Raw genomic sequence first — 25019 nt, forward strand, 5'->3', positions numbered from 1 at the left:
CTTGCTCACCAGGCCAGTTGGGCGATCTCCTCGGCCACCACCGCGCAGGCGTCCGCCGTCGGGTCGATCAGCGGGAAGTGGCCGACGTCCTCCAGCAGGGTCACGCCGACGACCTCCCCGGCCCGCGCCGCCGCCTCGGCGTACGACTCGGCGACCGCCTGCGGCACCTCCGTGTCGGCCCGGCCCTGGACCAGGGTGGTGGCGATGCCGGTGGGCAGGAGCAGCACCGGGTCGGCGTAGGGCCGGCGGGCGGCGAAGCGTTCCGCCCCGCCCAGCAGCTCCCGGGCCGCGCCGCCGCACACGTCCAGTGTCCCGGCGACCTCGAAGTCCGCGATCGGCGCGAGGGCGACGACCCCGCGCAGCGGCGCCGGACGGTCGGTGCGCCACCCGGCGTCCTCGGGCAGCAGGTGCCGGGCGGCGGCCCACAGGGCGAGGTGGCCCCCGGCGGAGTGGCCGGTGAGCACGGTGCGGCGGGCGTCGGCCTGCGGAAGGTGCCGCGCCACCAGGCCGGGCAGCGCGTCCAGCGCGGCGGCCACGTCGTCGAAGGTGTCCGGCCAGCGCCCGGCGACCGGTCCGCCGCCGGGGGCGCCGCGCCGGTACTCCACGCTGGCCACGGCGAAACCCCGCCCGGCCAGGAAGGCGGCGAACGGGCTGATGTGCCGCCGGTCGTACCCGGCCCGCCAGGCGCCTCCGTGCAGTACGGCGACGACGGGGGCGGGGCCGCCCGGACCGCCGGCGGCGCGCGGGGCGTAGAAGTCGATCACCTGGTCGGGGTGGTCGCCGTAGGAGGCGGTGCCGTCGGGGTCGGCCGCCGGGTGGGAGAGGGCCGACCTCTCCTCCGCCTCGGCCCTCGCGGCAGCGGTGCCCGGCTCTGCGGCGACGTCCGACATGCTCCAACCTCTCAGCGACATCACGGTGTTGGCGGTCCGCGGTGGGGAATCGGCCGTTGGCGGGAGACGGTATCAGGCCCCTGGCACGTGCCCACATGCGGAGGTGACACAGGGTGAGGGAGCGCGGCTTCGCCGGACGCGGGGACACGCCGGGACGCCGCGCGGTGCCCTCGGGCGGCGGACCGGCCGCGCACCGACGGCCGGCGGACCGGCGAACCGACGGTCGGCCGACACGGTGGACCGGCGGTCGGCGGACCCGGCGGACCGACGGCGGCCCCCGGTCGGCGGACCCACGGCGGGCGGCCGGTCCCCCCACGGCGGGCCTACGGTCGGCACACGGACGACGGGCCCACGGTCGGCACACCCGGGGATCGGCCCGCCCAGAGGTCGGCCCACCGGCGGCCCGCCGGCACGGCCCACCGGCCGCCGCACCGCCCGCGGGCCGGCGCGGCCCCCGCCGTCCCGCCACCCCGCCGGCGGCGGACGGCGCGCGCGGCCCTACCCCATGAACTCGGGGCGCTGGTACGGCGTCCACCAGCTCGTCAGCCCCCACACGCCGAGGCCCAGCGCCGCCACGGCGACGAGGGCCGCCGCCCACGGCCGCCCGAGCAGGCGCAGGGCCAGCGTCCCCGCGAGGAGCGGCAGCAGCGCGCCGCCGAGCGCGATGAGCGGCAGGTCCACGTACAGCACGCTCAGGTCGCGGTGGCTGCCCGCGAATCCGCCGGTGACGTTGACGCGCGCGTGCGGCGCCCAGGCGAGGACGGCGCCGGCCGCGCCCGCCCCGGCGACGGCGAGACCGGCGCAGCCACGAGTTCCATGATCCACACCAGTGTCGACGCGCCGGGGCCCGCCGTGGTTCCTCAGGCCGTCTCCCGCAGCACCTCCCCCAGCACCCGCGCCGCCCGTTCCACGTCCGCGAAGCCGACGTAGAGCGGGGTGAAGCCGAAGCGCAGCACGTCCGGCCGGCGGAAGTCCCCGACCACCCCGCGCGCGATCAGCCGCCGCATCACCTCGGCCGCGTCGGGGGCGCCCCCGGCGGGGACGCAGCGCAGCGCGACCTGGCTGCCCCGCTCGGCGTGGGCCCGCGGGGTCAGCGACTCGACCCGTCCGCCGGGGGCGTAGGCGTCGACGCAGCGCAGGAAGAAGTCGGTCAGCGCCAGGGACTTCTCCCGCACCCCCTCGATCCGCACCCCGTCCCACACGTCGAGGGCCGCCTCCAGGGCGAGCAGGGACAGGATGTCCGGCGTGCCCACCCGGCCGCGCGCCGCCCCCTCGGCGGGGGCGTACTCCGGCCGCATCCCGAACGGCTCGGCGTGCGAGTTCCAGCCGGGCAGCGGCGAGTCGAAGCGGTCCTGGAGGTCCCGCCGCACGTACAGGAACGCGGGCGAACCGGGCCCCCCGTTCAGGTACTTGTAGGTGCAGCCGACCGCCAGGCCCACCCCGTGCTCGTCGAGCCCGACGGGCAGCGCGCCCGCGCTGTGGCACAGGTCCCACACCGCGTACGCCCCCGCCGCGCGCACCGCCGCCGTCAGCGCGGGCAGGTCGTGCAGCCGGCCCGTGCGGTAGTCGACGTGGTTGAGCAGGACGGCGGCGGTGCGCGCGCCCACCGCGGACGGCACCTCGGCGGGCGTCACCGGACGCAGGGTGCGGCCGGTCATCCGGGCCGCCGACGCGGCGATGTACCCGTCGGTCGGGAAGGTCGTCGCGTCGACCAGGATCTCGTCGCGGTCCTCACCGGCCATGCGGGCGGCGGCCACCAGCGCCTTGAAGACGTTCACGCTGGTGGAGTCGCCCACCACGATCTGCCCGGGGGCCGCGCCGACCAGCGGGGCGATCCGGTCGCCGGCCCGCTCGGGCGCGGTCCACCAGCCGCTCTCCTCCCAGGACCGGATGCGCAGCTCGCCCCACTCGCGGGCGACCACGTCCGCGATCCGCGCGGGCACGTGCGCGGGCAGCGCGCCGAGGGAGTTGCCGTCCAGGTAGACCGCGTCGTCCAGGACGAAACGCCCGCGGAGGGCGGCCAGCGCGTCCGCGGCGTCGAGTTCGTCCGCCCTGCTCCTCAGCTCAGACATGGGACCGCGCCGTCCACAGCTCGGGGAAGACCTGGTTGCGGGCCCGCTTCTCCAGCCAGGCCACCCCGGCCGAGCCGCCGGTGCCGGTCTTGGCGCCCATCGCGCGGCGGGTGGCGACGAGGTGGTCGTTGCGCCAGCGCCACACCAGTTCCGCGACGTCGGTCAGGGCCTCCCCGAGGCGGACCTCCTCGCTGTTCTGGTCGCCCGCGTAGACCGCCGCCCAGACGGCCTCCACCCGCGGGGACGGCTCGTGGCGGCGGCTCGGGTCCCGGTCCAGGACGGCGGCCGGGATGTCGTGGCCGCGCCGGGCCAGCAGCCGGATCACCTCGTCGTACAGGCTCGGCTCGTGCAGCGCCTTCTCCAGCTCCGCGTGGACCCGGGGGGCGCCCCGGTGCGGGACGAGCATGGACGCGGACTTGTCGCCGAGCAGGAACTCCATCCGGCGGTACATCGCCGACTGGAAGCCGGAGCCGTCGCCGAGGGCGCCCCGGTAGGCGTTGAACTGGGCCGGGGTGAGCTGCCCCAGCGGCTTCCAGGAGGCGTTCAGCGCCTCCAGCTCCCGCACCGACCGCCTGAGCGCGTCGACCGCCGTCGGGACGCGGTCCTCGCGCAGGGCGCGCGCGGCGGTCTCCCACTCGTGGACGATGACGGTGAACCACAACTCCATGACCTGGGTGGTCACCAGGAAGACCATCTCCCCTGGGTCGTCGGAGAGGGGGTGCTGGAGGTGGGTGAGCACGTCCGCCTTGACGTAGTCCTCGTACGGCGTGGTGCCGGCGAAGTCGAGATGCGGAGCCTCGGGCTCGTGGGCCTCTTGGGGCGTCGTCTGAGCCTGGTGGGACATCGCTGTCTCCTGATGTGCACTCCGGGTAGCGGTCCGCCCTGCCGTTACCGGCACGGGGCCCCGGTCCCCACGGGCATACTCCGCAATCGTGCGGGCCACCCGCAAGGCCCGCCCGCCCGGCTGCTCCCCCCGGGCGACACGGCCGGCCCCCGGGAACCACCCGGGGGCCGGTACGCCGCGCCGTTCGTCGGGCTCCGGCTAGCCGAGCACCTCGGCGGCGGCCGGCGAGGAGTCCTTCAGGAACTGGCTGCAGCGCTCGTACTCCTCCTCCTCGCCGATACCCCGCGCGGCGCGGGCGAGGGCGTGCAGGGCCCGCAGGAAGCCGCGGTTCGGCTCGTGCTCCCACGGCACCGGGCCGTGGCCCTTCCAGCCGCTGCGGCGCAGCGCGTCCAGGCCCCGGTGGTACCCGGTGCGGGCGTAGGCGTACGACTCCACGACACCGCCCCGCTCGTACGCCTCGTCGGCGAGGCGGGCCCAGGCCAGCGAGGACGCCGGGTACTTGGCGGCGACGTCGGTGGCGGAGGCCCCGCCGGCGAGCATCTCGCGCGGTCCGGGGTCGTCGGGGAGGTGGGTCGGGGGCGGTCCCCCGAGAAGGTTCTCGTGAATGGCCATGGCTCCAGTCTGCGCCATCGCCCGCGCGCCCCGGTCTCCGCACGGTCGGCCCCCCGGGCCACCGGCCTCCGTCAGTCCCCGGGGCCGGTCGCCGGCCTCCGTCAGCCCCCGGGGCCGGTCGCCGGGCGGGCGCGTTCCCCTTCCAGCGGGGGAACCGCGACCGAGCCGTGGGTGCGGCACTCGGGCCGGCGGCAGTCCGGCGCCGGGCGGCGCACCGTGGTGAAGGCGATCAGCGAGCCCACCACCAGCACGCCCGCGCAGATCGGCATCGCCGAGCCGAACGCCGCGTCGAACAGGCGCGGCGTCCGGTACGCCTCCTGCCCCATCCCGGTGAGCAGCGGCAGCGCGGCCACCGCGACCAGCCCCGCCGCCCGCGCGGTCGCGTTGTTGACCCCGCTGGCCAGGCCGGCCCGCGCGGTGTCCACAGAGGCCAGCACGGTCGCCGTCAGCGGCGCGACCAGCGTGACCATGCCCATCCCCATGACCACCAGGGCGGGCAGCACGTCCGCCGGGTAGGAGGCGCCGGGCCCCACCCGCAGCATCAGCAGCATCCCGAGGGCGCACAGCAGCGGGCCGACGGTGAGCTGGAGGCGCGGGCCGATCCGCTCGCCCAGCTCCCCGGAGCGGGCGGAGAGCAGCAGCATGAGCACCGTGGTCGGCAGCAGCGCGGTCCCCGCGGCCAGCGCCGACCAGCCGACGACCACCTGGAGCTGGAGCGCGGTCAGGAAGAAGAAGCCGCCGAAGGCCGCGTACACGCAGAGGGTCACGATGTTGACGGCGGTGAACTGCCGGGAGGCGAAGACGTCCGGCGGCACCATCGGGTCCGGCCGGCGCCGCTCGACCAGGACGAAGGCGACGGCCGCCGCCACCCCGGCCACCGCCGCGGCGCCGACCACCCAGGTCGCCGAGCGCGCCTCGATCAGCGCGAAGGTGATCAGCGCCAGGGCCGCCGCGCCGAGGGCCGCGCCGAGCACGTCGAAGCGGGCGTGGGCGCGCTCGTCGGAGGACTCGGGCACGTGCCACAGGGCGATCGGCGCGCACAGCAGCGCCAGCGGCACGTTGAGCAGGAACACCCAGCGCCAGCCGGGCCCGTCCACCAGGAAGCCGCCGAGGAACGGCCCCACCGCCGCGCCGACGCCGCCGAAACCGGACCACAGGCCCACCGCCCGGCCCCGGTCGTCGGGGTGGAAGGTCGCCTGGATGAGCGCGAGCGAGCCGGGCGTCAGCAGCGCGCCGCCGGCCCCCTGCAGCGCCCGCGCGGCGATCAGCACCTCGGCGCTGGGCGCGAGCCCGCACAGCAGCGAGGCCGCCGCGAACCACAGCACGCCGAGCACGAAGACGCGGCGCCGGCCGAACCGGTCGCCGAGGGCGCCGCCGAGCAGGATCAGCCCGGCCAGCGTGACCATGTAGGCGTTGACCGTCCACTGCAGGGCGGCGAGGCCGGTGCCGAGGTCGCGGCCGATGTGCGGCAGGGCGACGTTGACGACGGTCGAGTCCAGCAGGGCCATGCTGGAGCCGAGCACGGTGGTGAGCAGCACCCACCGGCCTTGCGTCGAGGCCAGCCGTACGTCGGGCATTCCCCAGGTATACAGCGAGCCCGGCGCGCGGGGCGCCGGGCTCGTGGGTCGGCCGGGTGACGGCCGGGTGCTACTTGATCCGCGTACCGGCGGAACGCAGGTGGCCGCAGGCCTCGACGACCCGCGCGGCCATCGACGCCTCGGCCAGCTTGCCCCAGGTCCGCGGGTCGTAGGTCTTCTTGTCGCCGACCTCGCCGTCGACCTTCAGGACGCCGTCGTAGTTCTGGAACATGTGGGCGGCGACCGGACGGGTGAAGGCGTACTGCGTGTCCGTGTCGATGTTCATCTTCACCACGCCGTTGTCCAGCGCGGTGGCGATCTCCTGCTCGCTGGAGCCGGAGCCGCCGTGGAAGACGAAGTCGAACGGCTTGCTGCCGGCCGGCTGCCCGTACTTCGCGGCGACGCCCTCGTTCAGCTCCTTGAGCAGCTCGGGGCGGAGCACCACGTTGCCCGGCTTGTACACGCCGTGCACGTTGCCGAAGGAGGCGGCGAGCAGGTAGCGGCCCTTCTCGCCGAGGCCGAGCGCCTCGGCGGTGCGGATCGCGTCCTCGACCGTGGTGTAGAGGGAGTCGTTGATCTCGTGGGAGACGCCGTCCTCCTCGCCGCCGGTCGGGGTGATCTCGACCTCCAGGACGATGCGGGCGGCGCGGGCGCGCTCCAGCAGTTCCTGGGCGAGGGTGAGGTTGTCCGAGAGGGTCTCGGCCGAGCCGTCCCACATGTGGGACTGGAACAGCGGGTCCCGGCCGGCCTTGACGCGCTCCTCGGAGACGGCGAGCAGCGGACGCACGTAGCCGTCCAGCTTGTCCTTCGGGCAGTGGTCGGTGTGCAGGGCGATGGTGACGTCGTACTTCGCGGCGACGATGTGCGCGAACTCGGCGAGGGCGACCGCGCCGGTCACCATGTCCTTGCTGTGCTGGCCGCCCAGGAACTCGGCACCGCCGGTGGAGATCTGGACGATTCCGTCGCTCTCCGCCTCCGCGAAACCGCGCAGGGCCGCGTGCAGCGTCTGGGAGGAGGTCACGTTGATGGCCGGGTAGGCGAACTGTCCTGCCTTCGCCCGGTCCAGCATCTCGTTGTAGACCTCGGGAGTTGCGATGGGCATCTGTCCGCTCCTTGTGTGCGCGGGTGGGCACGTACGGATGGTGTCGTGTACGTCTTACGGCCCTGACCTGAACCTTGGGTGCGACGTCATCGTCGGGCCCCATCTTTCCAGACGAAGCGGGATACTCCGAGTGGACCCGGAGGGACCTCAGTCCAGTCCCAGCTCGTCCTTGCCGTACGCGTGGAGGTACGGCACCCCGGCCCCCGCCCGGATCTTCTCGTCGGCGCCGGTGGCCCGGTCGACGATGGTGGCGACGGCGACGACCTCGGCACCGGCCTCGCGGACGGCCTCGACCGCGGTGAGCGGGGAGCCGCCGGTGGTGGAGGTGTCCTCGACGACGAGCACCCGGCGGCCCCGGATGTCCGGGCCCTCGACGCGCCGCTGGAGCCCGTGGGCCTTGGCGGCCTTGCGGACGACGAAGGCGTCGAGGCGGCGGCCCCGCGCGGCGGCGGCGTGCAGCATCGCGGCGGCGACCGGGTCGGCGCCCATGGTCAGCCCGCCCACGGCGTCGAACTCCAGCCCCTCGGTCAGGTCCAGCAGCACCTGGCCCACCAGCGGGGCGGCCTCGCCGTCGAGGGTGACGCGCCGCAGATCGACGTAGTAGTCGGCTTCCAGACCCGAGGAGAGGGTCACCTTGCCGTGCACGACGGCCTTGTCCTTGATCTGCTGCAGCAGCGCGCCGCGTACCTCACTCATGCCGGCCAGCTTAGAGCCGGCGCCAGCTCCAGGTCGTATGGGCCTCCAGCGGCTCCAGCGGGGTGACCAGGCGCGGCCGGGTGTTCAGCCCGTCGGGCGGGCCGGTCTGCGGTTCGACGCAGACGGCGGCGTCCTGCTCGTCGTAGACGACGACCCACGGCTCGCGGCTGGTCACCCGCAGCTCCAGCCGTTCGGGCCAGGTCAGGGTGACGTCGACGCCGTCGGGCATGCCGAAGCAGTCGTCCCAGGGGCCGGGGAGCGGGTCGATCCGGCGGCCGGTGGGCAGGTGGTCGGCGCCGCGCTCCTCCTGCCAGGCCGGTTCGAAGGCGATCCGCACACCCTCGGAGGTGCCGCCGAGGGTGCGGTCGAACCACGGGTGCCAGCCGGCCTGCGCCGGGAAGGAGGACTCGTACGTCTCCACGGAGAGGGTCAGCGTCAGCGCGTCCGGCGCGAGCGAGATCACCTGCGTGACCCGGCCGGGGTAGGGCCAGGGAGCGGTGAGGTCGTGGGTGAGCACGGCCTCGCCGGCGTCGGCGCGGGCGGTGCGCCAGACCCCGTCGCGGGCGGTGCCGTGGATGGCGTGCGGCGGGGAGTTCAGCGGCATCTGGTGGACGTCGGCGCCGTCGCGGAAGCGGCCGTCCCGGATGCGTCCGCACCACGGGACCATCGGGAAGCTGCCGTAGCGGTCGCCCTGGCGGAGCAGTTCGGTGCCGCCGACGCGGAGCCCGCCGATCCGGCCGCCGTCGCCCGGCAGTACGGTCGCCTCCGCGTCGCCCGCGGTCAGCGTGATGGGTGTGTCACTCACGCCCCGACCCTACTGGGGTGATCGGCCCCGGCGCCCGCACTCCGCCGACGGGGCCCCGGCGCGGTTTCGGCGGGCCCGGCCCGAAGCCCGTGTCCCCGCCGGCGGGGCCCGGCGGGGGCCCGTCCCCGCGGCGGCCGTACCCCGGCAGGCCCCCGGCCAGACGGGACCGGACGCGGTCGGACAGGCCGGTCCCCGGCCAGACGGTCCGGCCGCCGGCCGGACAGGCAGGGCCGGCCCCGGTCGTGTCAGCGGCGGCGGCGCAGGGCGCGGCCCACGACGATCGCCGAGGCGACGACCAGGGCGGCGGCGGGAGCGGCCCAGCGCAGCGGGGTGGTGGTCGCGGCGGCCTCCGGGGCCGGGACCGGCGCGTACCGGCCGCGCGGCGGGGCGTGGTCGACCTCCTCGGCGCTGCGGCCGATCATCGTCCGCCGGGCGTGGGCCGCCTCGGCGGGCGGCTCGGTGCCGGGCGGCTCCGTGAGGTCCGCGGTGTCGGGGGTCTCGGTCAGCTCCGGTACGTCGGGGGTGTCGGGGATCTCGGGGAACCCGTCGTGCCCGGACTCGCCCTCGCGGCCGTCGGCGCCGGGGCCCACGTCCTCGTCGGCGTCCGGGTCGAGGGAGGACGGCGGGACCTCGGTGTCGAAGACCGAGGCGGGCCGGTCCTGGGCCGCGGCGGCGCCCGCGTTCTCCGCGAACCGGGTCAGCAGCCGGGCCGCCGCGGCGGCCACCGCGTCCCCGGGCAGTTCCGTGACCCGGCCGTCGGCGACGGCGGTCCCGTCGAAGACGAGGACGCAGCCGCCCTCGGCGTCCCGCAGCCGCAGCGTCAGCGCGAGGGAGACGGTGCCGCTGCCGCGCGCCTCGCCGGCCTCGCCCTCGACGTCGTAGCCGCCGTCGGCGCGGGCGGTCACACCGAGGGTGCCGCGGTAGGTGATGGAGTGGCCGCCGACGCGCAGCTTCAGCCGGCCCGTGCCGGGCTCGGCGCCGGCGTCCTGCTGGAGCCCGGGAACCGCCCGCGCGACCCGGGCCGGGTCGGCCAGCACGTCCCTGAGCCGCTCGGCCGCCACCGGTACGAACACCTCATGCTCCATGTCTCCGCACCCTACCCACCCCGCCCCCGCCCCACCCCTCACCGCGGGGAAGTCGCCCCTCCCCGGGGACGTCCGGGCCCCCGCGCCCGCTCAGTACCGGGGGTGGACCAGCGTCGAGGGCGGCGGCCCGGGGTCGCGGGCGGGCCCCGCGGACCGGGCCGCCTCGGCGAGCGCGGCGGGGGTGAGGGTGCGCGGGCGCGGACCGGCGCGGTCCACGCGCAGGTCGGGCGAGGAGCGGGCGGCCAGCACGAAGCCCCAGTCGCCGGGGGCCGCCGCCGTACCATGGGGCCGGTCGCCGCCGGGGGCCCGGCCGCCGACCCGGTAGGGGGTGGTGCGCAGGCCCGCCGCGCGCAGCGTCGAGTCCACCGTCCAGAAGGTCACCGGCTGCGAGGCGAGGGGGCCGCCGTGCACCACCAGCCTCCCCTGGGGGGCGAGCACCCGGCGGACCAGGGCGTAGAACTCCTGCGAGTACAGCTTCGTACTGGCCGTGAGCCCCGGGTCCGGCAGGTCCGAGATCACCACGTCGTACGGAGCCGCGGGGCCGCCGCGCAGCCGGCGGAAGGCGTCCGCGGCGGTGACGTGGACGCGCGGGTCGCCGTAGGCGTGCTCGTTGAGCGCCGACAGTCCCGGGTCACGCCGGGCCAGGCGGACGAGGTCGGGGTCGAGTTCGAGCACGTCGACCCGGCGCACGTCCGGGTGGCGCAGCACCTCCCGCGCGGCGAGCCCGTCGCCGCCGCCGAGGATGAGCACGCGCGCGTGCGGGCCGGTCATGGCGGGGAAGACCAGCGCCTCGTGGTAGCGGCGCTCGTCGGCGCCGTCGACCCGCAGCCGCCCGTCCAGGAAGAGCCGTAACGGCCGGCCGCCGGTGCCCCCGGCGAGGACCACCTCCTGCACGTCCGTGCGCACGGCCACGCGGACGTCCTGGCCGTAGACGGCGTGGCGGGCGGCGCGTTCGAAGTCGTCGGCGAGGACGGTGGCGGCGGCGAGCACGGCGAGCACCACGACGTTGACGGTCACCAGCAGCCAGCGGGCCCGCCGGGTGAGGTCGCCGCGGAAGAGGCCGAGCACCAGCGCGGCCCCGACCACCGCGTTGACCGTGCCGGTGACCAGCGCGCCGGTCAACTGGCCGAGGAAGGGCAGCAGGACGAAGGGGAAGGCGAGGCCGCCGACGAGCGCGCCGACGTAGTCCGCGGCGAACAGGTCGGCGACGGCGCCGCCCGCGTCCTGCCGCCGGATGCGCTGGATCAGCTCCATCAGCAGCGGCACCTCGGCGCCGATCAGCAGGCCGATGGTGAGCGAGAAGGCGACCAGCAGGACGTGCGGCCCCTCGGCCCACAGCCCGTCCCAGCCGCCGGTCCAGGCGAAGACGGCGTACAGGGCCATGGCACTGGAGCCGCCGACGAGGGCGAGGACCGCCTCGACGGCGCCGAAACCGGCGGCGGCGAACCGGCGCAGCCGTTTGGCGGCGAGGGACCCGATGCCCATGGCGAAGACCATCACGGAGAGCACGACGGACGCCTGGGTGACCGAGTCGCCGATCAAGTAGGAGGCGAGGGCGACGAGTTCGAGTTCGTAGACGAGCCCGCAGGCCGCGCAGACGAAGACGCCCGCCAGGACGAGGAACCGCCCGGTGCCCGGCCGGACCGGCAGCCCGGCCGCCGGTGCGCGGGCGACCGGGCCGGGTGCCGGGGCGGGTTCCGGGCCGGGGGGACCGCCTGGGCGGCCCCAGGACGGCGGGGAGCCGGGAGGGGCGGGCGCTTGCGGTTCGATCACGCAGTGACGTTACGTCACGCTTCGGTCGCGCACCGTCACCCACACGTGTGAAACTACCGGACAGGTGAGCCCCAGAGGTTTACGCGGCTCACACTCCGGACGCGCTGAGCTGCGGCGACGGCACCCGGACGCCCACCCGGGTCCGGGTCGCCACCAGCTGGCCGTCCTGCGGATAGGCGTGCCAGGTCCGCCAGTGCACCTGCCCCTCGTGACGGCGGGCCATCAGCGCCGTGAAGGCGTGCGGGCTGCCCGGGAAGACGCCGGCCAGCCCGTGCGGGTGGTCGGCGACCAGCGCCAGCAACTCCTGGGCCCGGCCGGCGAAGGAGCCCGGCGTCATCACCTCCACCCGGGCGGCGAACTCGTACTCCCAGTCGCCCACCCGCTTGGCCACGCCGAGCGGGAGGGGGGTGCTGCTGCCCGGGATGCACGCCACCGTCTCCGAACAGACGCCGCGCTCCTCCTCCAGCAGGACTTGGTGGGAGGCGCCCAGGAGCCGCAACTGCAATCTGGCTCCGGCGAGTTCGAGGTCGAGGGCGGCCAGCGCCGGCAGCGGTTCGCGCCCCAGGGCCCAGGCCAGGTCGGCGGCGCGCGTGTCGGTGTAGGCGGTGTTCAGGGTCGTGAGCATGGATCGGCTCCGCAAGCGCACATGGTGAGGAGGGTGCGGGCCTGCCCCCGGTCGGTGCCGGGAAGGCGGCCCGGTCAGCCCAGTCGGCCGGCCGGAAGGGAAGACGAGAGGTGGCCGAGGGGCTGCGTCGGTGAAGAGAGCGAATCACGAACTGGGCCGCCACCACAGCGTTTTTACCCAACTTCGTGGTGTTTCCATCCCTCAGAGGGCCCTACAGTTCACCTGTTCAACAACACGGCACGCAGGGCCCGCACACGGCCGGCCGCGCGCCGGTGCGCGAAAACGCCCGCCGGCACGGTGCCGACGGGCGCTCCCCCCGGGCCCGCCCGGTTCCCCGGTACGGTCCCGGTGCGGAGGATGCGGTTCCCCCTGGCCGGAGCTCAGCTGCCCCGTGTCAGCTGCCTCCACCGCATCCGCCGCCGCCTCCTCCCCCGCAGGACGACCCGCCCGAGCAGGACGAGCCGCCGGAGCAGGAGTGGCCCGAGTGGTGGCCGCCGGACGAACCCCCGCCGTCCCCGCCGGCCCACCAACTGTGTCCCCCGCTGTCCCCGGCACCCCCGGTGTCCCCCGAGGACCCGGCCCGACGGCCGCGGGCCGACCCGCGGACCGGACGGCGGACCGGCCCGCGGACCGGACGGCGCCGGCCGGACAGCACTCCCCAGCCGGCCAGTGCGGCGACGGCGAGCAGGACGATGACGACGACCATGGCGCACCCTCCTTCCGATTCCCCCCTCGGCCGGAGCCCGGAGGGTCCCGAAGCGCCCCCCGTGGGTGCCTCGCTCGGTGCGTGCCCGGGACATGCCCCCGCCCGCGCCCCGTCAAAGCGGAGTTGAGGAAGTCCAGAGCTTGGGCGCAGGATGGCCGTCATGACCTCCAGCGCCCGCCCGTACCTCAACCGCCGGCTCGCCGAGTTCGGGACCACGGTCTTCGCCGAGATGTCCGCCCTGGCCGCCTCGACCGGGGCGATCAACCTCGGCCAGGGCTTCCCGGACACGGACGGCCCCGAGGAGGTCCGGGAGGCGGCCGTGCGGGCGCTGCGCGACGGACGCGGCAACCAGTACCCGCCGGGCCCCGGCGTGCCCGAACTGCGCGCCGCGGTCTCCGAACACCAACAGCGCTTCTACGGCCTCTCCTTCGACCCCGACACCGAGGTCCTGGTCACCGCCGGCGCCACCGAGGCCATCGCCGCCACCATGCTGGCGCTTCTGGAACCGGGCGACGAGGTGGTGGCCCTGGAGCCGTACTACGACTCCTACGCGGCCTGTGTCGCCATGGCGGGCGGCACGCGCGTGCCGGTGACGCTGCGCCCGCACGAGGGCGCCTTCCGGCTCGACCTGGACGAGCTGCGCGACGCGGTCACCGACCGCACCCGCCTGCTGCTGATCAACACCCCGCACAACCCGACCGGCACCGTGCTGACCCGCGAGGAGCTGACGGCCGTCGCGGAACTGGCCGTGGAGCGGGACCTGCTGGTCGTCACCGACGAGGTCTACGAACACCTGGTCTTCGACGGCGCCGAACACCTCCCGCTCGCCTCCTTCCCCGGGATGCGCGAGCGCACGGTGACCATCGGCTCGGCCGGCAAGACCCTGTCGTTCACCGGCTGGAAGGTCGGCTGGGTCACGGCGCCGCCCGCGCTGGTCGTGGCGGTCCGCTCGGCCAAGCAGTACCTGACCTTCGTGGCCTCGGGCCCGTTCCAGTACGCGGTCGCGGTGGCCCTCGCGCTGCCCGACGCCTACTTCGACGGGTTCCGCGAGGACATGCGCGCCAGGCGGGACCTGCTGGCGACGGGACTCCAGGAGGCCGGCTTCGGCGTCTACCGCCCGGCCGGCACCTACTTCGTCACCACCGACATCCGCCCCCTCGGCGAGACCGACGGCTTCGCCTTCTGCCGGAGCCTGCCCGAGCGGGCCGGGGTGGTCGCCATCCCGAACGCGGTCTTCTACGACGACCGGAAGGCGGGCGCCCCCTTCGTCCGCTTCGCCTTCTGCAAGCGGACCGAGGTGCTGGGGGAGGCCGTGCGGCGGCTCACGGCGCTCTCCGCGGGCTGAGAGCGGCGGGGCCGGACCGACGAGAACCCGGCGGCGGCGTGGGGGCCGGGAAGGGGGTGAGCCCGGTGGCGGTGCCGGGTACAGGGGTGAGCCCGGCGGCGGTACGGGGCCGCGCGCGGCGGCCCGTGCCCCGGCACCGGGCTCCTGTTCCGGGTGGCGGACTACTCGCCGTCCTGCTCCGCCGGCTTGTCCGCCTGGCCGGCCCCGTCGGCCTCGCCGGCGTCCTGCTCCAGGCCGAGCTGCTCCACGAGCCACCGGTCGAACTCGATGGCGGCGCGGACCCAGCTCACCGTGGAGGAGACGAAGTGCTCCAGGCTGACGCCCATGCCGATCAGCATCTGCGCCTCGCCGATGAGGCGGACGGTGCCGTCGTCGTGGGTGTGCGTGTAGACCTTCGGCCACAGGGTGCGGCGGTTCCAGTCGTCGACGGACTCCAGAAGCTGCGGCTTCTCGTCGATCTGGTGGGGGCGGTCGTAGAACGTCCGCACCGAGAAGACCTGCTGGTCACCCTCGCCGCGGAACATGAAGTACGTGCGGAACTGCTCCCACGGCGCCGCGAGGTCGCCCTCGTCGTCGACGACGTACTTCAGCTCCATCTGTTCCAGGAGCTGCTTCACGAGATCCTGATCCGGGACGACGGGGCCCGCCGGTCCTTGGGGCTGCGGGTCGGGCTGGCCCCCGAAATTCGGAATCGAGGACGGGTCGATGCTCACCGAGTATTTCCCTTCGTACGGATCTGGCCATCCTCCCTCATGCGGGGAGGGGGGTGGCAAGCCCGCCGGGCGGCGGGCTTGCGCCGTCTGACGCGATCCGGCCGGTCCGCGGCGGCCGGCGCCCCGCCCGCCGCCGCACGGGCGGGGCGCCGTGTCCCGCGAGGAGCGCCTACGGGGTCTTCGCGCCCGCCGGGCCGACGATCAGCTCGTCGCCGAAGCGGTCCACGCGGACCGTGTCGCCGTCCCTGATCTCGCCGGAGAGGATCTCCCGGGCGAGCCGGTCGCCGATGGCGGTCTGCACCAGCCGGCGCAGCGGGCGGGCGCCGTAGGCCGGATCGTTGCCCTCGTCGGCCAGCCACTCCAGGGCCTCGTCGGTGACCTCCAGGCTGAGCCGCCGTTCGGCGAGCCGCCGGGCGAGGGCGTCGATCTGGAGCCGGGCGATCCGGCCCAGCTCGTCCTTGGAGAGCGCCGAGAAGACCACGAGGTCGTCGAGCCGGTTCAGGAACTCCGGCTTGAAGGAGGCCCGCACCACCTCCAGGACCTGTTCCTTCTTCTCCGCCTCGCCGGTCAGCGGGTCGACCAGGTACTGGCTGCCGAGGTTGGAGGTGAGCACGAGGATGGTGTTGCGGAAGTCGACGGTGCGGCCCTGCCCGTCGGTGAGCCGGCCGTCGTCCAGCACCTGGAGCAGCAGGTCGAAGACCTCGGGGTGGGCCTTCTCCACCTCGTCCAGCAGGACCACGGTGTACGGGCGCCGCCGCACCGCCTCGGTGAGCTGGCCGCCCTCCTCGTAGCCGACGTAGCCGGGCGGGGCGCCGACCAGCCGGGCCACGCTGTGCTTCTCGCCGTACTCGGACATGTCGATGCGGACCATCGCCCGCTCGTCGTCGAAGAGGAACGCGGCGAGCGCCTTGGCCAGCTCGGTCTTGCCGACGCCGGTCGGGCCGAGGAAGAGGAAGGAGCCGGTGGGGCGGTCGGGGTCGGAGATGCCGGCCCGGGAGCGCCGTACGGCGTCGGAGACGGCCCGGACGGCCTCGGTCTGGCCGATCAGGCGCCGGCCGAGTTCCTCCTCCATCCGCAGCAGCTTCTGCGTCTCGCCCTCCAGCAGCCGGCCGGCGGGGATGCCGGTCCAGGAGGCGACGACGTCGGCGATGTCGTCGGCGCCGACCTCCTCCTTGACCATGGTGTCCCGGGCGGCCTCCTCCTCGGCCTCGGAGGCGGCCTCCAAGTCCCGTTCCAGGGTGGGGATCTCGCCGTAGAGCAGCTTGGAGGCGGTGTCGAAGTCGCCGTCACGCTGGGCCCGTTCGGCCTGACCGCGCAGTTCGTCCAGGCGTTCCTTGAGGGCGCCGACCCGGTTGAGGGACTCCTTCTCCTTCTCCCAGCGGGCGGTGAGGTGGCGCAGGTCCTCCTCCTTGTCGGCGAGGTCGCGGCGCAGCCGGTCCAGCCGCTCGCGGGACGCCTCGTCGGTCTCCTTGCCGAGCGCCAGTTCCTCCATCTTCAACCGGTCGACGGAGCGCTGGAGTTCGTCGATCTCCACGGGTGAGGAGTCGATCTCCATGCGCAGCCGCGAGGCGGCCTCGTCGACGAGGTCGATCGCCTTGTCGGGCAGGAAGCGGGAGGTGATGTAGCGGTCGGAGAGCGCCGCGGCGGCCACCAGCGCGCTGTCGGCGATCTGGACCTTGTGGTGGGCCTCGTAGCGGCCCTTGAGCCCGCGCAGGATGGCGATGGAGTCCTCGACGGTCGGCTCGGCCACCAGCACCTGCTGGAAGCGCCGCTCCAGCGCCGGGTCCTTCTCGATGCGCTCGCGGTACTCGTCCAGGGTGGTCGCGCCGACCATGCGCAGTTCGCCGCGGGCGAGCATGGGCTTGAGCATGTTGCCGGCGTCCATGGCGGAGTCGCCGCCCGCGCCGGCGCCGACGACGGTGTGCAGTTCGTCGATGAAGGTGACGATCTGCCCCTCGGAGTCCTTGATCTCCGCGAGGACGGTCTTCAGCCGTTCCTCGAACTCGCCGCGGTACTTGGCGCCGGCGACCATCGCGCCGAGGTCGAGCGAGACGAGCCGCTTGCCGCGCAGCGACTCGGGCACGTCGCCCTTGACGATCCGCTGGGCCAGTCCCTCGACGACGGCGGTCTTGCCGACGCCGGGCTCGCCGATGAGGACGGGGTTGTTCTTGGTGCGGCGGGAGAGCACCTGGACGACCCGCCGGATCTCCTGGTCGCGCCCGATGACGGGGTCCAGCGCGCCCTCGCGGGCGGCGGCGGTCAGGTCGGTGCCGAACTTCTCCAGCGCCTTGTACTGGCCCTCGGGGTCGGCCGTGGTCACGCGGCGCCCTCCCCTGGCCTTGCGGAAGGCGTCCTGCAGCTTCTGCGCACCGGCTCCCTGCCCCTCCAGCACCTCACCGGCCGCGCCGCCCTTCGCGGCGATGCCGAGGAGCAGGTGCTCGGTGGAGAGGTACTCGTCCCCCAGCTCCTTGGCGCGTGCCTGGGCGTCGGCGACCACGGCGAGCATCTCACGGCTGGGCTGTGGCGGGCCGACGGTGGAGCCGGTCACGCTGGGCAGCGCGGAGAGCACCCGCTCGGCGCCGGAGCGCACGGCCGCGAGGTCGGCCTCGACGGCGGCGAGCAGGTCGGTGATGTTCTCGTTGTCCTGGCCCTGGAGCAGCGCCAGGAGCAGGTGGGCGGGGGTGAGGTCGGGGTGTCCGTCGGTCACGGCGCGGCTGGTGGCGGCGTTGATCGCGTCCCGGCTCCGGTTGGTCAGCTCGGCGTCCACGGTCTGGCTCTCCTCCTCGGGGTCGGCGGTGCGCCCTGTCTCCCAGCGCTGACATGCTCAGCGTGTATAAAGTTGAGTCTATTCCACTCAAGGAGAAAACGGCACGCACCACCGGCGCGGCGACGGGCCGAGCCGGTGGTGCGGAGGGATCCCGAGTGCCCGGGAAGGGGCGGGAGTACCGCCCGGTGGCGCGCGCACCGGGCCGGCGGGCGGCCCCGGGCCGCCGCGCGAGTGCTTTTTCGGCCAGGATCGGAACCGGCCGAGTTCATGACATGTCCCGGAAAACGACAGCGGCGTCACCGTGTTCAGGTCACGGTGACGCCGCTGCGGGGGGAAGCGCCTGAGCGATCTTTTACGACGGGGGAATCGCGTCAGGCGCTGCGGGGGGTGGCCGAGATGGTCCTCAGGTCGGAGTCCTCCGGCTCGGCGAGCCGGTGGTCCCGTTGGTCCAGGTTCACAAAGATCATTCCGTACCGGATGGCACACCGCACGGGCTGCGGCGCCCCCCGAGGCCGCCGCAGGCACCGGTACGCCCGTACGTCACCGTCCTCCTCCAGCGTGACCACGACCGGCTCGCCGAAGACCGTCACCATCAGCGAGTCGCCGGCCTGGGGGAGCGCGGTGACCAGATCGATGAAGTGCCAGCCGGAGCGGTAGGCCGTCGCCATCTCGCGGCGGAAGGAGCGGTCGTCAGGTGGAGTAGTCATGTCACGACCAGATGGTGTCATTCGTGATGGCGCGCGCGTCCTGGCCGGCGGACGCGGCGGACACCACTGACTCGGCACTGCTCGCTCGCCCGTCGTTGTGCGCAGTGGCGAGGCCATTCAGCGTTCCGAAGGCCACAACGGCGGAGAAGGCGGCGACAAGCACCGAGCGAAGCAATCTCTTAGACATAGTCGGCTTCGTCCTCACTTGAAGGTCCCCTCTTCCCCCGTCGGATAAGACGATGGCTCATTCAGGCACGTCATGGCCACACGATCGGTGCATCATGTTCCTGCATGTTCAGGACCCTGGGGGGTGGAGATTTGACAATAAATCGGACCAACGAGACACATCCCCACAGCATTACTGAACTGTGCGGGGAGGGAGGGCGTCTCTACGCGAACGCACTGCGCACAGGACGTATCGCCCGCGCGGACGTGGCGCACGCCCCGTGCCTGATGGAACTCGCGCTCCTGCACCCCGATCCGGACGACGCCGACTGGCTGCGCCCCGTGGCCCCCTCGGTGGCCCTCGCCCAGCGGCTCAATCCCATCGAACAGGAGATCGCCGAGCGCCGGCGCACCTCGATCGAGCTGGCCGAGGTGTTCGAACCGTTCATGGCGCTCAGCGCCCAGGGCGCCACCCCCACCCACTCGATCGCCGTACTGGAGGGCCTCGACCGCATCAACTCCGCGCTCGACCTCGCCACCAACCAGTGCACCAACGAGGTGCTGACCGTCCAGCCCAGCGCCCGCCACCCCGAACGCCGCGTCATCGAGGGCCTGGAGCGCGACAAGACCCTCACCGAACGCGGGGTGCGCATCCGCACCCTCTACCAGCACACGGCCCGCTACAGCCCCGAACGGCTCGCGTACGTCGACCGGTTCACCAACGGCAAGGCCGAGTACCGCACCATCGACGAACTCGTCGAACGCCTCATCATCTGCGACGAGACGGTCGCCTTCATCCCGGTGCGCGACGACCGCCAGGTCGCCCTGGAGATCCGCCACCCCGGGCTCGTCGGCTATCTCGTCAAGGTCTTCGAGTTCATGTGGGGCCGCGCCGTCCCGCTCAGCGCCGGCGCCCCCTACGAGACGGCCCCCGACGGCATCACCGACATCCAGCACTCCATCGCCAAGCTCCTCGTGGAGGGCCACGTCGACGAGGCCATCGCCCGCCGCCTCGGCATGAACGTCCGCACCTGCCGCGCCCACATCGCCAAGCTGGCCACCGCGCTCGGCAGCGGCAGCCGCGCCCAGCTCGGCTACCTCATCGCCCAGTCGGGCATCCTCGAACAGGACCAGCCGGCCCCCGGCGAAGGACGGCGCCCGTGACCGCACCCACGCACCCGGAGGAGAGACCGCCGCACCCCGACGCCGGACCGCCGCACCCCACCGCGAGCCCCCCGCACCCCGGGCACGGCCCGGAGGACCTGTGCCCGGCCGGGACCGAGCTGTACGCCCGCGCCCTGCGCGAGGGCCGGCTGCCCGCCGCCCAGGCCGGGCCGGCACCCTGCCTCGCCGAGTTCGGCCTCCTCCAGCCCGCCGTCGGCGCCCCGAGCTGGCTGGAGCCGGTGGCCCCCGCCGTCGCCCTGCACCGGCTGCTGGCCGCCTCCGCGCACCGCGTCGCCGGCGAACGCCGCCGCGAGGCCCGGCTCGCCGAGACCTTCGAACCCCTCATGCGCATCGACGGCCGCCGCACCGCCGGCGAGGACACCGGCGCCCTGCGCGTCCTGAGCGGCCTGCCCACCATCAACCAGGCCATCGGCGAGGCCATGGCCGAGGCCACCGCCGAACTCCTCTGCGTGCAGCCCGCCTCCCACTACTCCGGCCGCCGCGGCGAGGTGATGCACGAGGTCTCGCTGCGCCGCGACCAGGCCATGCTCGACCGCGGCGCCCGCATCCGCGCCCTCTACCAGCACACCCAGCGCCACCTGCCGCTGGTCCGGGCCCGCTACGAGCAACTGCGCGGCGACGCCGAGGCCCGCTCCCTGGACGAGGTCACCGACCGGCTCATCGTGGTCGACCGCAGGGTCGCCTTCATCCCCGCCGAGAAGGACGCCACCCTCGCCCTGGAGGTCCGCCACCCCGCGCTGCTCTCCTACTTCACGACCGTCTTCGAGCGCCTGTGGCGGCTCGCCACCCCCATGTACCCCCGGGCGGCCCCGCTGCCCTCCCTGGGCGGCGTGACGCCCCGCCAGCGGGCCATCGCGGCCCTCCTGGTCGAAGGGCACACCGACACCGCCATCGCCGCCCGCCTCGGCATGAACGTCCGTACCGCCCGGGTGCACATCGCCAAGCTCGCCGCGACGCTCGGCAGCGAGAGCCGCGCCCAGCTCGGCTACCTCATCGGGCGCTCGGGGATCCTTGACCCGGAGGCCCCGGGGCGCTGACCCCCGCGGCCGGGCCCGGCGGACCGTCCAGGCCCGCCTGGGCGATCCGCACGCCGAGCTGGGTGCGGCTGGCCGCGCCGAGGGTCTCGGAGAGGCGGGCGATGTGCGCCCGGCAGGTACGCACGCTGATCCCCAGCCGCTCGGCGATCACCGCGTCCTGATGGCCCTCGGCCAGCAGCGCGGCGATGGAACGCTCACGGTGGGAGATCCCCTCGATGCCGGTGTCCGGCAGCGGCGCCGTCAACGGGATCGCCAGCCGCCACATCCGCTCGAAGACGGTCACCAGGTAGGCGACGAGCGCCGGGTGCCGCAACTCCAGCGCCATCGTGCGCTCGGCGTTGGCCGGGATGAAGGCGACGGTACGGTCGAAGAGGATGAGCCGGTCGACGACCTCGTCCAGCGTCCGCGCCTCGACCGCGTCGCCCATCAGCTCCAGGTAGTTGAGCAGCCCCTGCCCGTGCCGGGCCACGTGCGTGTAGAGGTCCCGCATCCGCACCCCCCGCCCGCGCAGCGCCAGCGCCCGGTGCAGTCCCTCCGACAGTTCGTGCTCGCGCCGGATGCCGCCCGGCTGCACGGTGAGCACCTCCGAGGCGCACGCCTCGGTCGCCTCGTCCATCGCCGCCTGGATGCGGGCCAGTCCGTCCAGCACCCGGATCGCGGTGCCCTCGGTGCCGGGCGGCGCCCCGAGCCGGCTGCCGAGGCCCGCGTACCACTCGAAGGCGGCCACCGCCGAGCCGACCCGGCGCTGGCCCGCGCTGACCTCGTCGTACACCTCGCGCAGCAGCCGGGTCATGACCTCCTGCGGGGACGTCGGCACCAGCCAGTCCATGTCGTCCGGGTCGGGATGCAGCAGGGCCAGTTCCAGCAGGCACGGCACCGGCTCGGCGTCACGGCGGGCGACCCGGCCGCGGCGCACGGCCCGGGAGTACACGCGGTCCCCGGCCGCGCACAGCCGGTCGGCACCGTGTGGATGCTGCTCCGCCCCGCGCCCGGCCATCGCCCATCCCACCCCCGGTTCCGGCTGTTTCCGCAGCGCAACTATGCGCGGCCGGGACCGGGTCCGCAACACGGGCCGGCAGCGGGCGGCGGCCGGTTGGCGCCGGTTGGCCCGGGTATGCCCGGACGGTCCTCCGGGCCGGTCGGCGAGGCCCGGTCCGCGCGCTCCGGCGGGGGCGGGCCGGGCCGTCCGGCTCCCGGCGGGCGCGGCCCGTCAGCGGCGGACGGTCACTTCAGCCCGATCTCCGCGCAGGCCGCCGCGTACGCGCCGGTGCAGATGTCGGACACCTTGTAGATGCCGTCCGCGACGACCGTCGCCTTGATGTTCTCCTTCGTCAGCGCCACCACCGGCACCAACTGCGCCGGGACGCCCTTGTGCGTGGGGCTGTCGACCTTGTCCCGGGTGAGCGCGTCGAACTGGATGTCCCGGCCCTGCACCCGGGCCACCGCCATCTCCGCGGCGTTCTCCGCCTCCCGCGGGTAGGACTTGTACACGCTCATGTACTGCTCGCCCGCGATGATCCGCCGCACCGCCGGGAGTTCGGCGTCCTGCCCGGTGATCGGGGGCAGCTTCGTCACCCCGGCGGCCTCCAGCGCCTTGATGACCCCGCCGGCCATGCCGTCGTTGGCGGAGTACACGGCGGCGATCTCGTCCGCGCCGATCGCGGCGATCGCCTCGGCCATGTTCGCCTGGGCGTTCTCCGGCTTCCAGTCCTTGGTGTCGTAGGACTTGGCGATCGTCACCTTGCCGTTCAGTTCGGACAGCGCCCCCGCCTTGAACTGCTTGGCGTTCGGGTCGGTCGACGAGCCGTTCATCATGACGATCTTCTCGGAGCTGCTGCCGCTGACGCCCAGCGCCTCCAGCAGGGAGCGGCCCTGGACCTCGCCGACCAGCGCGTTGTCGAAGGAGATGTAGGCGTCGATCGGGCCCTCGGCGAGCCGGTCGTAGGCGATCACCGGGATGCCCGCGTCCTTCGCCTTCCGCACGCCCTCCGCGATCGCGTGCGCGTCCACCGCGTCCAGCACGATCACGTCGACCTTGTCGTCGATCATCTCCTGGAGCTGGTCGTTCTGCCTGGTCGCGCTCGATTCGGCGTTGGCGTACTCGACCCTGCCCTGCTCCCGGGTGAGGTCGGCGACCTTCGCCTTGAAGATGGGGTAGTCGAACTCCTCGTACCTGGTGTTGTCCTTCTCGGGAAGCAACAGGCCGACGGTGATGTCGTTGCCCTTCGACGGGCTCGCGCCCCCGCCGCTGTCGGATGCCCCCAGTACGCCGCAGGCGCCCAGTGAGACGGTCATGGCGGACACGGCCGCGGATATGGCGATACGACGCATGCAGGAGCTCACTTCTGGTGACTTACGGACGCGGGTGCCGCATTGCAACCCAGGTGACTGAAAAGCCAACGCTCCGGCGCACCCACCGTCAAGCGGAACCACTTAACGAGATGGCAACACCACGCTCCGCAGTCGTCGTGAAGACGGAGCGGAACCGCCTCCTGACTCCCTTCACAGCCACTCCACCCGGCACGCATGTACGGGGCATGCATCGAGCCGCCCCAACCACGGCCAGGGGCCCGGGAGTTCGACCGAACTCCCGGGCCCCTGGACCGTGTGCCGCGCGCCGTCAGTCCGGCGCCTGCTGCTGCCGCTTGGGCCGCCAGACCACCAACGCGCTGGTCTGCTGGACCTCCTGGTACGGGACCAGGTCCCGGCGGTAGGAGGCGTGCACCGCGGCCTCCCGCTGCCGCATCGCCGTCGCCGCGCCGTCGAGGGCGGACTCCAGCTCGGCGACGCGGGACTGGAGCGCGGCGACCTGGTTCTCCAGTTCGATGATGCGCTTGATGCCGGCCAGGTTGATGCCCTCGTCCTGCGACAACTGCTGCACCTGCCGGAGCAGTTCGATGTCACGGGCCGAGTAGCGCCGGCCGCGCCCGGCCGCCCGGTCCGGGGAGACCAGGCCCAGGCGGTCGTACTGGCGGAGGGTCTGTGGATGCAGACCGGAGAGCTGGGCCGCCACCGAGATGACGTAGACCGGAGTGTCCTCGGTCAGTTCATACGGGTTGCGCCGACGACCGTCCATCTCTCTCAAGCTCCCTTCGCCGCCTGGAACAGCTCCGCCCGCGGGTCCTCGTCCACGGTCGCCTCGCGATACGCCTCCAGTGCGTCACGAGCCTTCCCCGTCAGGTCCGCCGGGACACTCACCTCCACGGTGACCAGGAGGTCGCCGCGGGTGCCGTCCTTGCGCACCGCGCCCTTGCCCCGGGCGCGCATGGTGCGGCCGTTGGGCGTGCCCGCCGGCAGCTTCAGCGTGACGGGCGGCCCGCCGAGCGTCGGCACCCGCACCTCCCCGCCGAGCGCCGCCTCCGGGTAGGTGACCGGGACGGTGACCGTGAGGTTGTCGCCCCTGCGGCCGAAGACGGGGTGCTCCTTGACGTGGACGACCACGTACAGGTCGCCCGCGGGACCGCCCCGCTCGCCGGGCGCGCCCTTGCCCCGCAGCCGGATGCGCTGTCCGTCCGCCACCCCGGCCGGGATGCGGACCTGCATCGTGCGCGAGGACTTGGCGCGGCCCGAACCGTGACAGATGTCGCAGGGGTTCTCCGCGATCAGACCGCGGCCCTTGCAGTCGGGGCACGGGTCGGTGAGCGAGAAACCGCCCCCGGAGCCCCGCGCGACCTGCCCGGTGCCCACGCAGGTCGGGCACACCCGGGGGGTGCCGTTCTTGTCGCCGGTGCCCGAACACGCCTTGCAGGGCTGCTGGGAGGACATCCGCAGCGGCACCGTGGCCCCCTCGATGGCCTCGGTGAAGCTCAGCGTGACCTCGGACTCGATGTCCTGGCCGCGCCGCGGCTGGGTCCGGGTGCCGGTGCCGGTCCCGGTGCGGTTGAACAGCCCGCCGAAGACGTCGCCGATGCCGCCGCCGAAGCCGCCCGCACCGCCGCCGCCCTGGCCGCCGCCGCCGAAGAGGTCGCCCAGGTCGAAGTTGAAGGAGCCGCCGCCCGCGCCCGGCCCCGGACGGTATCCGCCGCTGCCGAAGAGGGTGCGGGCCTCGTCGTACTCCTTGCGCTTCTTGGGGTCGCCGAGGATGTCGTTGGCCTCGGAGATCTCCTTGAAGCGCTCCTCGGCCCGGACGTTCCCCTTGTTGGCGTCCGGGTGGTACTCGCGGGCGAGCTTCCGGTACGCCTTCTTGATCTCCGCCTCGGTGGCGTCCTTGGGGACGCCGAGGACCTTGTAGTAGTCCTTCTCGATGAAGTCCTTGGTGCTCATCCCCGGCGTCCCTCCTCTCGTGCGTACGCGGCTGCGGTGTGCGGGGTGCC

22 protein-coding genes are annotated in these 25019 nt (G+C 74.1%); 3 read left to right on the top strand and 19 right to left on the bottom strand.

Going from position 1 to position 25019, the window contains the following annotated elements:
• Nucleotides 1-5: 5 nt before the first annotated feature.
• The 12 genes from VM636_RS14220 to VM636_RS14275 all read right to left on the bottom strand — a co-directional run bounded on the left by VM636_RS14220 (nucleotide 6) and on the right by VM636_RS14275 (nucleotide 12081).
• Nucleotides 6-890 (bottom strand): alpha/beta hydrolase, encoded by an 885-nt coding sequence (locus tag VM636_RS14220; RefSeq protein WP_053912961.1) that lies wholly within the window; start codon nucleotides 888-890, stop codon nucleotides 6-8.
• A 498-nt stretch (nucleotides 891-1388) separates the two neighbouring features.
• Entirely contained in the window at nucleotides 1389-1715 is a 327-nt protein-coding gene (locus VM636_RS14225; protein WP_030420206.1) for a hypothetical protein, read from the bottom strand.
• Between the two features lie 35 nt (nucleotides 1716-1750).
• Complete coding sequence (gene kynU, locus VM636_RS14230) at nucleotides 1751-2962, bottom strand: kynureninase (protein WP_338484679.1); 1212 nt, start codon at nucleotides 2960-2962, stop codon at nucleotides 1751-1753.
• Nucleotides 2955-3806: a tryptophan 2,3-dioxygenase family protein gene (locus VM636_RS14235; protein ID WP_053912963.1), complete on the bottom strand. Its 852-nt coding sequence runs from the start codon at nucleotides 3804-3806 to the stop codon at nucleotides 2955-2957. Before VM636_RS14235 ends, kynU begins: the two co-directional genes overlap by 8 nt.
• A gap of 198 nt (nucleotides 3807-4004) precedes the next feature.
• Nucleotides 4005-4418, bottom strand: coding sequence for a DUF3151 domain-containing protein (locus VM636_RS14240; RefSeq protein WP_030420209.1), 414 nt, complete (start codon nucleotides 4416-4418; stop codon nucleotides 4005-4007).
• Nucleotides 4419-4519: 101 nt separating this feature from the next.
• Entirely contained in the window at nucleotides 4520-5995 is a 1476-nt protein-coding gene (locus VM636_RS14245) for an MFS transporter (RefSeq protein ID WP_053912964.1), read from the bottom strand.
• Between the two features lie 70 nt (nucleotides 5996-6065).
• Entirely contained in the window at nucleotides 6066-7097 is a 1032-nt protein-coding gene (gene fbaA, locus VM636_RS14250) for a class II fructose-bisphosphate aldolase (protein ID WP_030420211.1), read from the bottom strand.
• A 147-nt stretch (nucleotides 7098-7244) separates the two neighbouring features.
• On the bottom strand, nucleotides 7245-7793 hold the full coding sequence (pyrE, locus tag VM636_RS14255; RefSeq protein ID WP_030420212.1) for an orotate phosphoribosyltransferase: 549 nt from the start codon (nucleotides 7791-7793) through the stop codon (nucleotides 7245-7247).
• Between the two features lie 10 nt (nucleotides 7794-7803).
• Nucleotides 7804-8598 carry an aldose epimerase gene (locus tag VM636_RS14260; protein ID WP_030420213.1) on the bottom strand — a complete coding sequence of 265 codons (795 nt, stop codon included), beginning with the start codon at nucleotides 8596-8598 and terminating at the stop codon, nucleotides 7804-7806.
• Between the two features lie 245 nt (nucleotides 8599-8843).
• Nucleotides 8844-9683, bottom strand: a complete 840-nt coding sequence (locus VM636_RS14265) for an SRPBCC family protein (protein ID WP_338484682.1) — start codon at nucleotides 9681-9683, stop codon at nucleotides 8844-8846.
• Nucleotides 9684-9773: 90 nt separating this feature from the next.
• Nucleotides 9774-11456, bottom strand: a complete 1683-nt coding sequence (locus VM636_RS14270) for a polyamine aminopropyltransferase (protein ID WP_030420215.1) — start codon at nucleotides 11454-11456, stop codon at nucleotides 9774-9776.
• 88 nt (nucleotides 11457-11544) lie between these two features.
• Complete coding sequence (locus VM636_RS14275) at nucleotides 11545-12081, bottom strand: DUF2617 family protein (protein WP_030420216.1); 537 nt, start codon at nucleotides 12079-12081, stop codon at nucleotides 11545-11547.
• 857 nt (nucleotides 12082-12938) lie between these two features.
• Here VM636_RS14275 and VM636_RS14280 point away from each other — a divergent pair.
• A complete protein-coding gene (locus tag VM636_RS14280) occupies nucleotides 12939-14132 on the top strand; it encodes a pyridoxal phosphate-dependent aminotransferase (RefSeq protein ID WP_338484685.1) in 1194 nt (397 codons plus the stop codon).
• Between the two features lie 161 nt (nucleotides 14133-14293).
• Here VM636_RS14280 and VM636_RS14285 read toward each other — a convergent pair whose 3' ends face one another.
• From VM636_RS14285 to VM636_RS14295, 3 genes are all read right to left on the bottom strand, one after another.
• The gene (locus VM636_RS14285; protein WP_030420218.1) at nucleotides 14294-14845 is read right to left on the bottom strand and encodes a YbjN domain-containing protein; all 552 of its coding nucleotides are present in this window, start codon (nucleotides 14843-14845) and stop codon (nucleotides 14294-14296) included.
• Nucleotides 14846-15014: 169 nt separating this feature from the next.
• Nucleotides 15015-17612: an ATP-dependent chaperone ClpB gene (gene clpB / locus VM636_RS14290; RefSeq protein ID WP_030420219.1), complete on the bottom strand. Its 2598-nt coding sequence runs from the start codon at nucleotides 17610-17612 to the stop codon at nucleotides 15015-15017.
• Nucleotides 17613-17983: 371 nt separating this feature from the next.
• Complete coding sequence (locus tag VM636_RS14295; protein ID WP_030420220.1) at nucleotides 17984-18319, bottom strand: hypothetical protein; 336 nt, start codon at nucleotides 18317-18319, stop codon at nucleotides 17984-17986.
• A 291-nt stretch (nucleotides 18320-18610) separates the two neighbouring features.
• Here VM636_RS14295 and VM636_RS14300 point away from each other — a divergent pair, with 291 nt between their 5' ends.
• Together VM636_RS14300 and VM636_RS14305 are read left to right on the top strand one after the other, a co-directional pair.
• Nucleotides 18611-19648 (top strand): helix-turn-helix transcriptional regulator, encoded by a 1038-nt coding sequence (locus tag VM636_RS14300; RefSeq protein WP_199809379.1) that lies wholly within the window; start codon nucleotides 18611-18613, stop codon nucleotides 19646-19648.
• A 98-nt stretch (nucleotides 19649-19746) separates the two neighbouring features.
• Nucleotides 19747-20706 (top strand): helix-turn-helix transcriptional regulator, encoded by a 960-nt coding sequence (locus VM636_RS14305; RefSeq protein WP_051821324.1) that lies wholly within the window; start codon nucleotides 19747-19749, stop codon nucleotides 20704-20706.
• Here VM636_RS14305 and VM636_RS14310 read toward each other — a convergent pair.
• The 4 genes from VM636_RS14310 to dnaJ form a co-directional block, all read right to left on the bottom strand.
• Entirely contained in the window at nucleotides 20660-21703 is a 1044-nt protein-coding gene (locus VM636_RS14310) for a helix-turn-helix transcriptional regulator (protein ID WP_053912968.1), read from the bottom strand. The genes VM636_RS14305 and VM636_RS14310 overlap by 47 nt on opposite strands.
• Before the next feature lie 227 nt (nucleotides 21704-21930).
• Entirely contained in the window at nucleotides 21931-23037 is a 1107-nt protein-coding gene (locus VM636_RS14315; RefSeq protein WP_234312570.1) for a substrate-binding domain-containing protein, read from the bottom strand.
• Between the two features lie 289 nt (nucleotides 23038-23326).
• Nucleotides 23327-23782 carry a helix-turn-helix domain-containing protein gene (locus VM636_RS14320; RefSeq protein WP_030420226.1) on the bottom strand — a complete coding sequence of 152 codons (456 nt, stop codon included), beginning with the start codon at nucleotides 23780-23782 and terminating at the stop codon, nucleotides 23327-23329.
• A 5-nt stretch (nucleotides 23783-23787) separates the two neighbouring features.
• The gene (gene dnaJ / locus VM636_RS14325) at nucleotides 23788-24969 is read right to left on the bottom strand and encodes a molecular chaperone DnaJ (RefSeq protein ID WP_030420227.1); all 1182 of its coding nucleotides are present in this window, start codon (nucleotides 24967-24969) and stop codon (nucleotides 23788-23790) included.
• Between the last annotated feature and the right edge of the window lie 50 nt (nucleotides 24970-25019).

It is taken from the genome of Streptomyces sp. SCSIO 75703, from assembly GCF_036607905.1.
GTDB lineage: Bacteria > Actinomycetota > Actinomycetes > Streptomycetales > Streptomycetaceae > Streptomyces.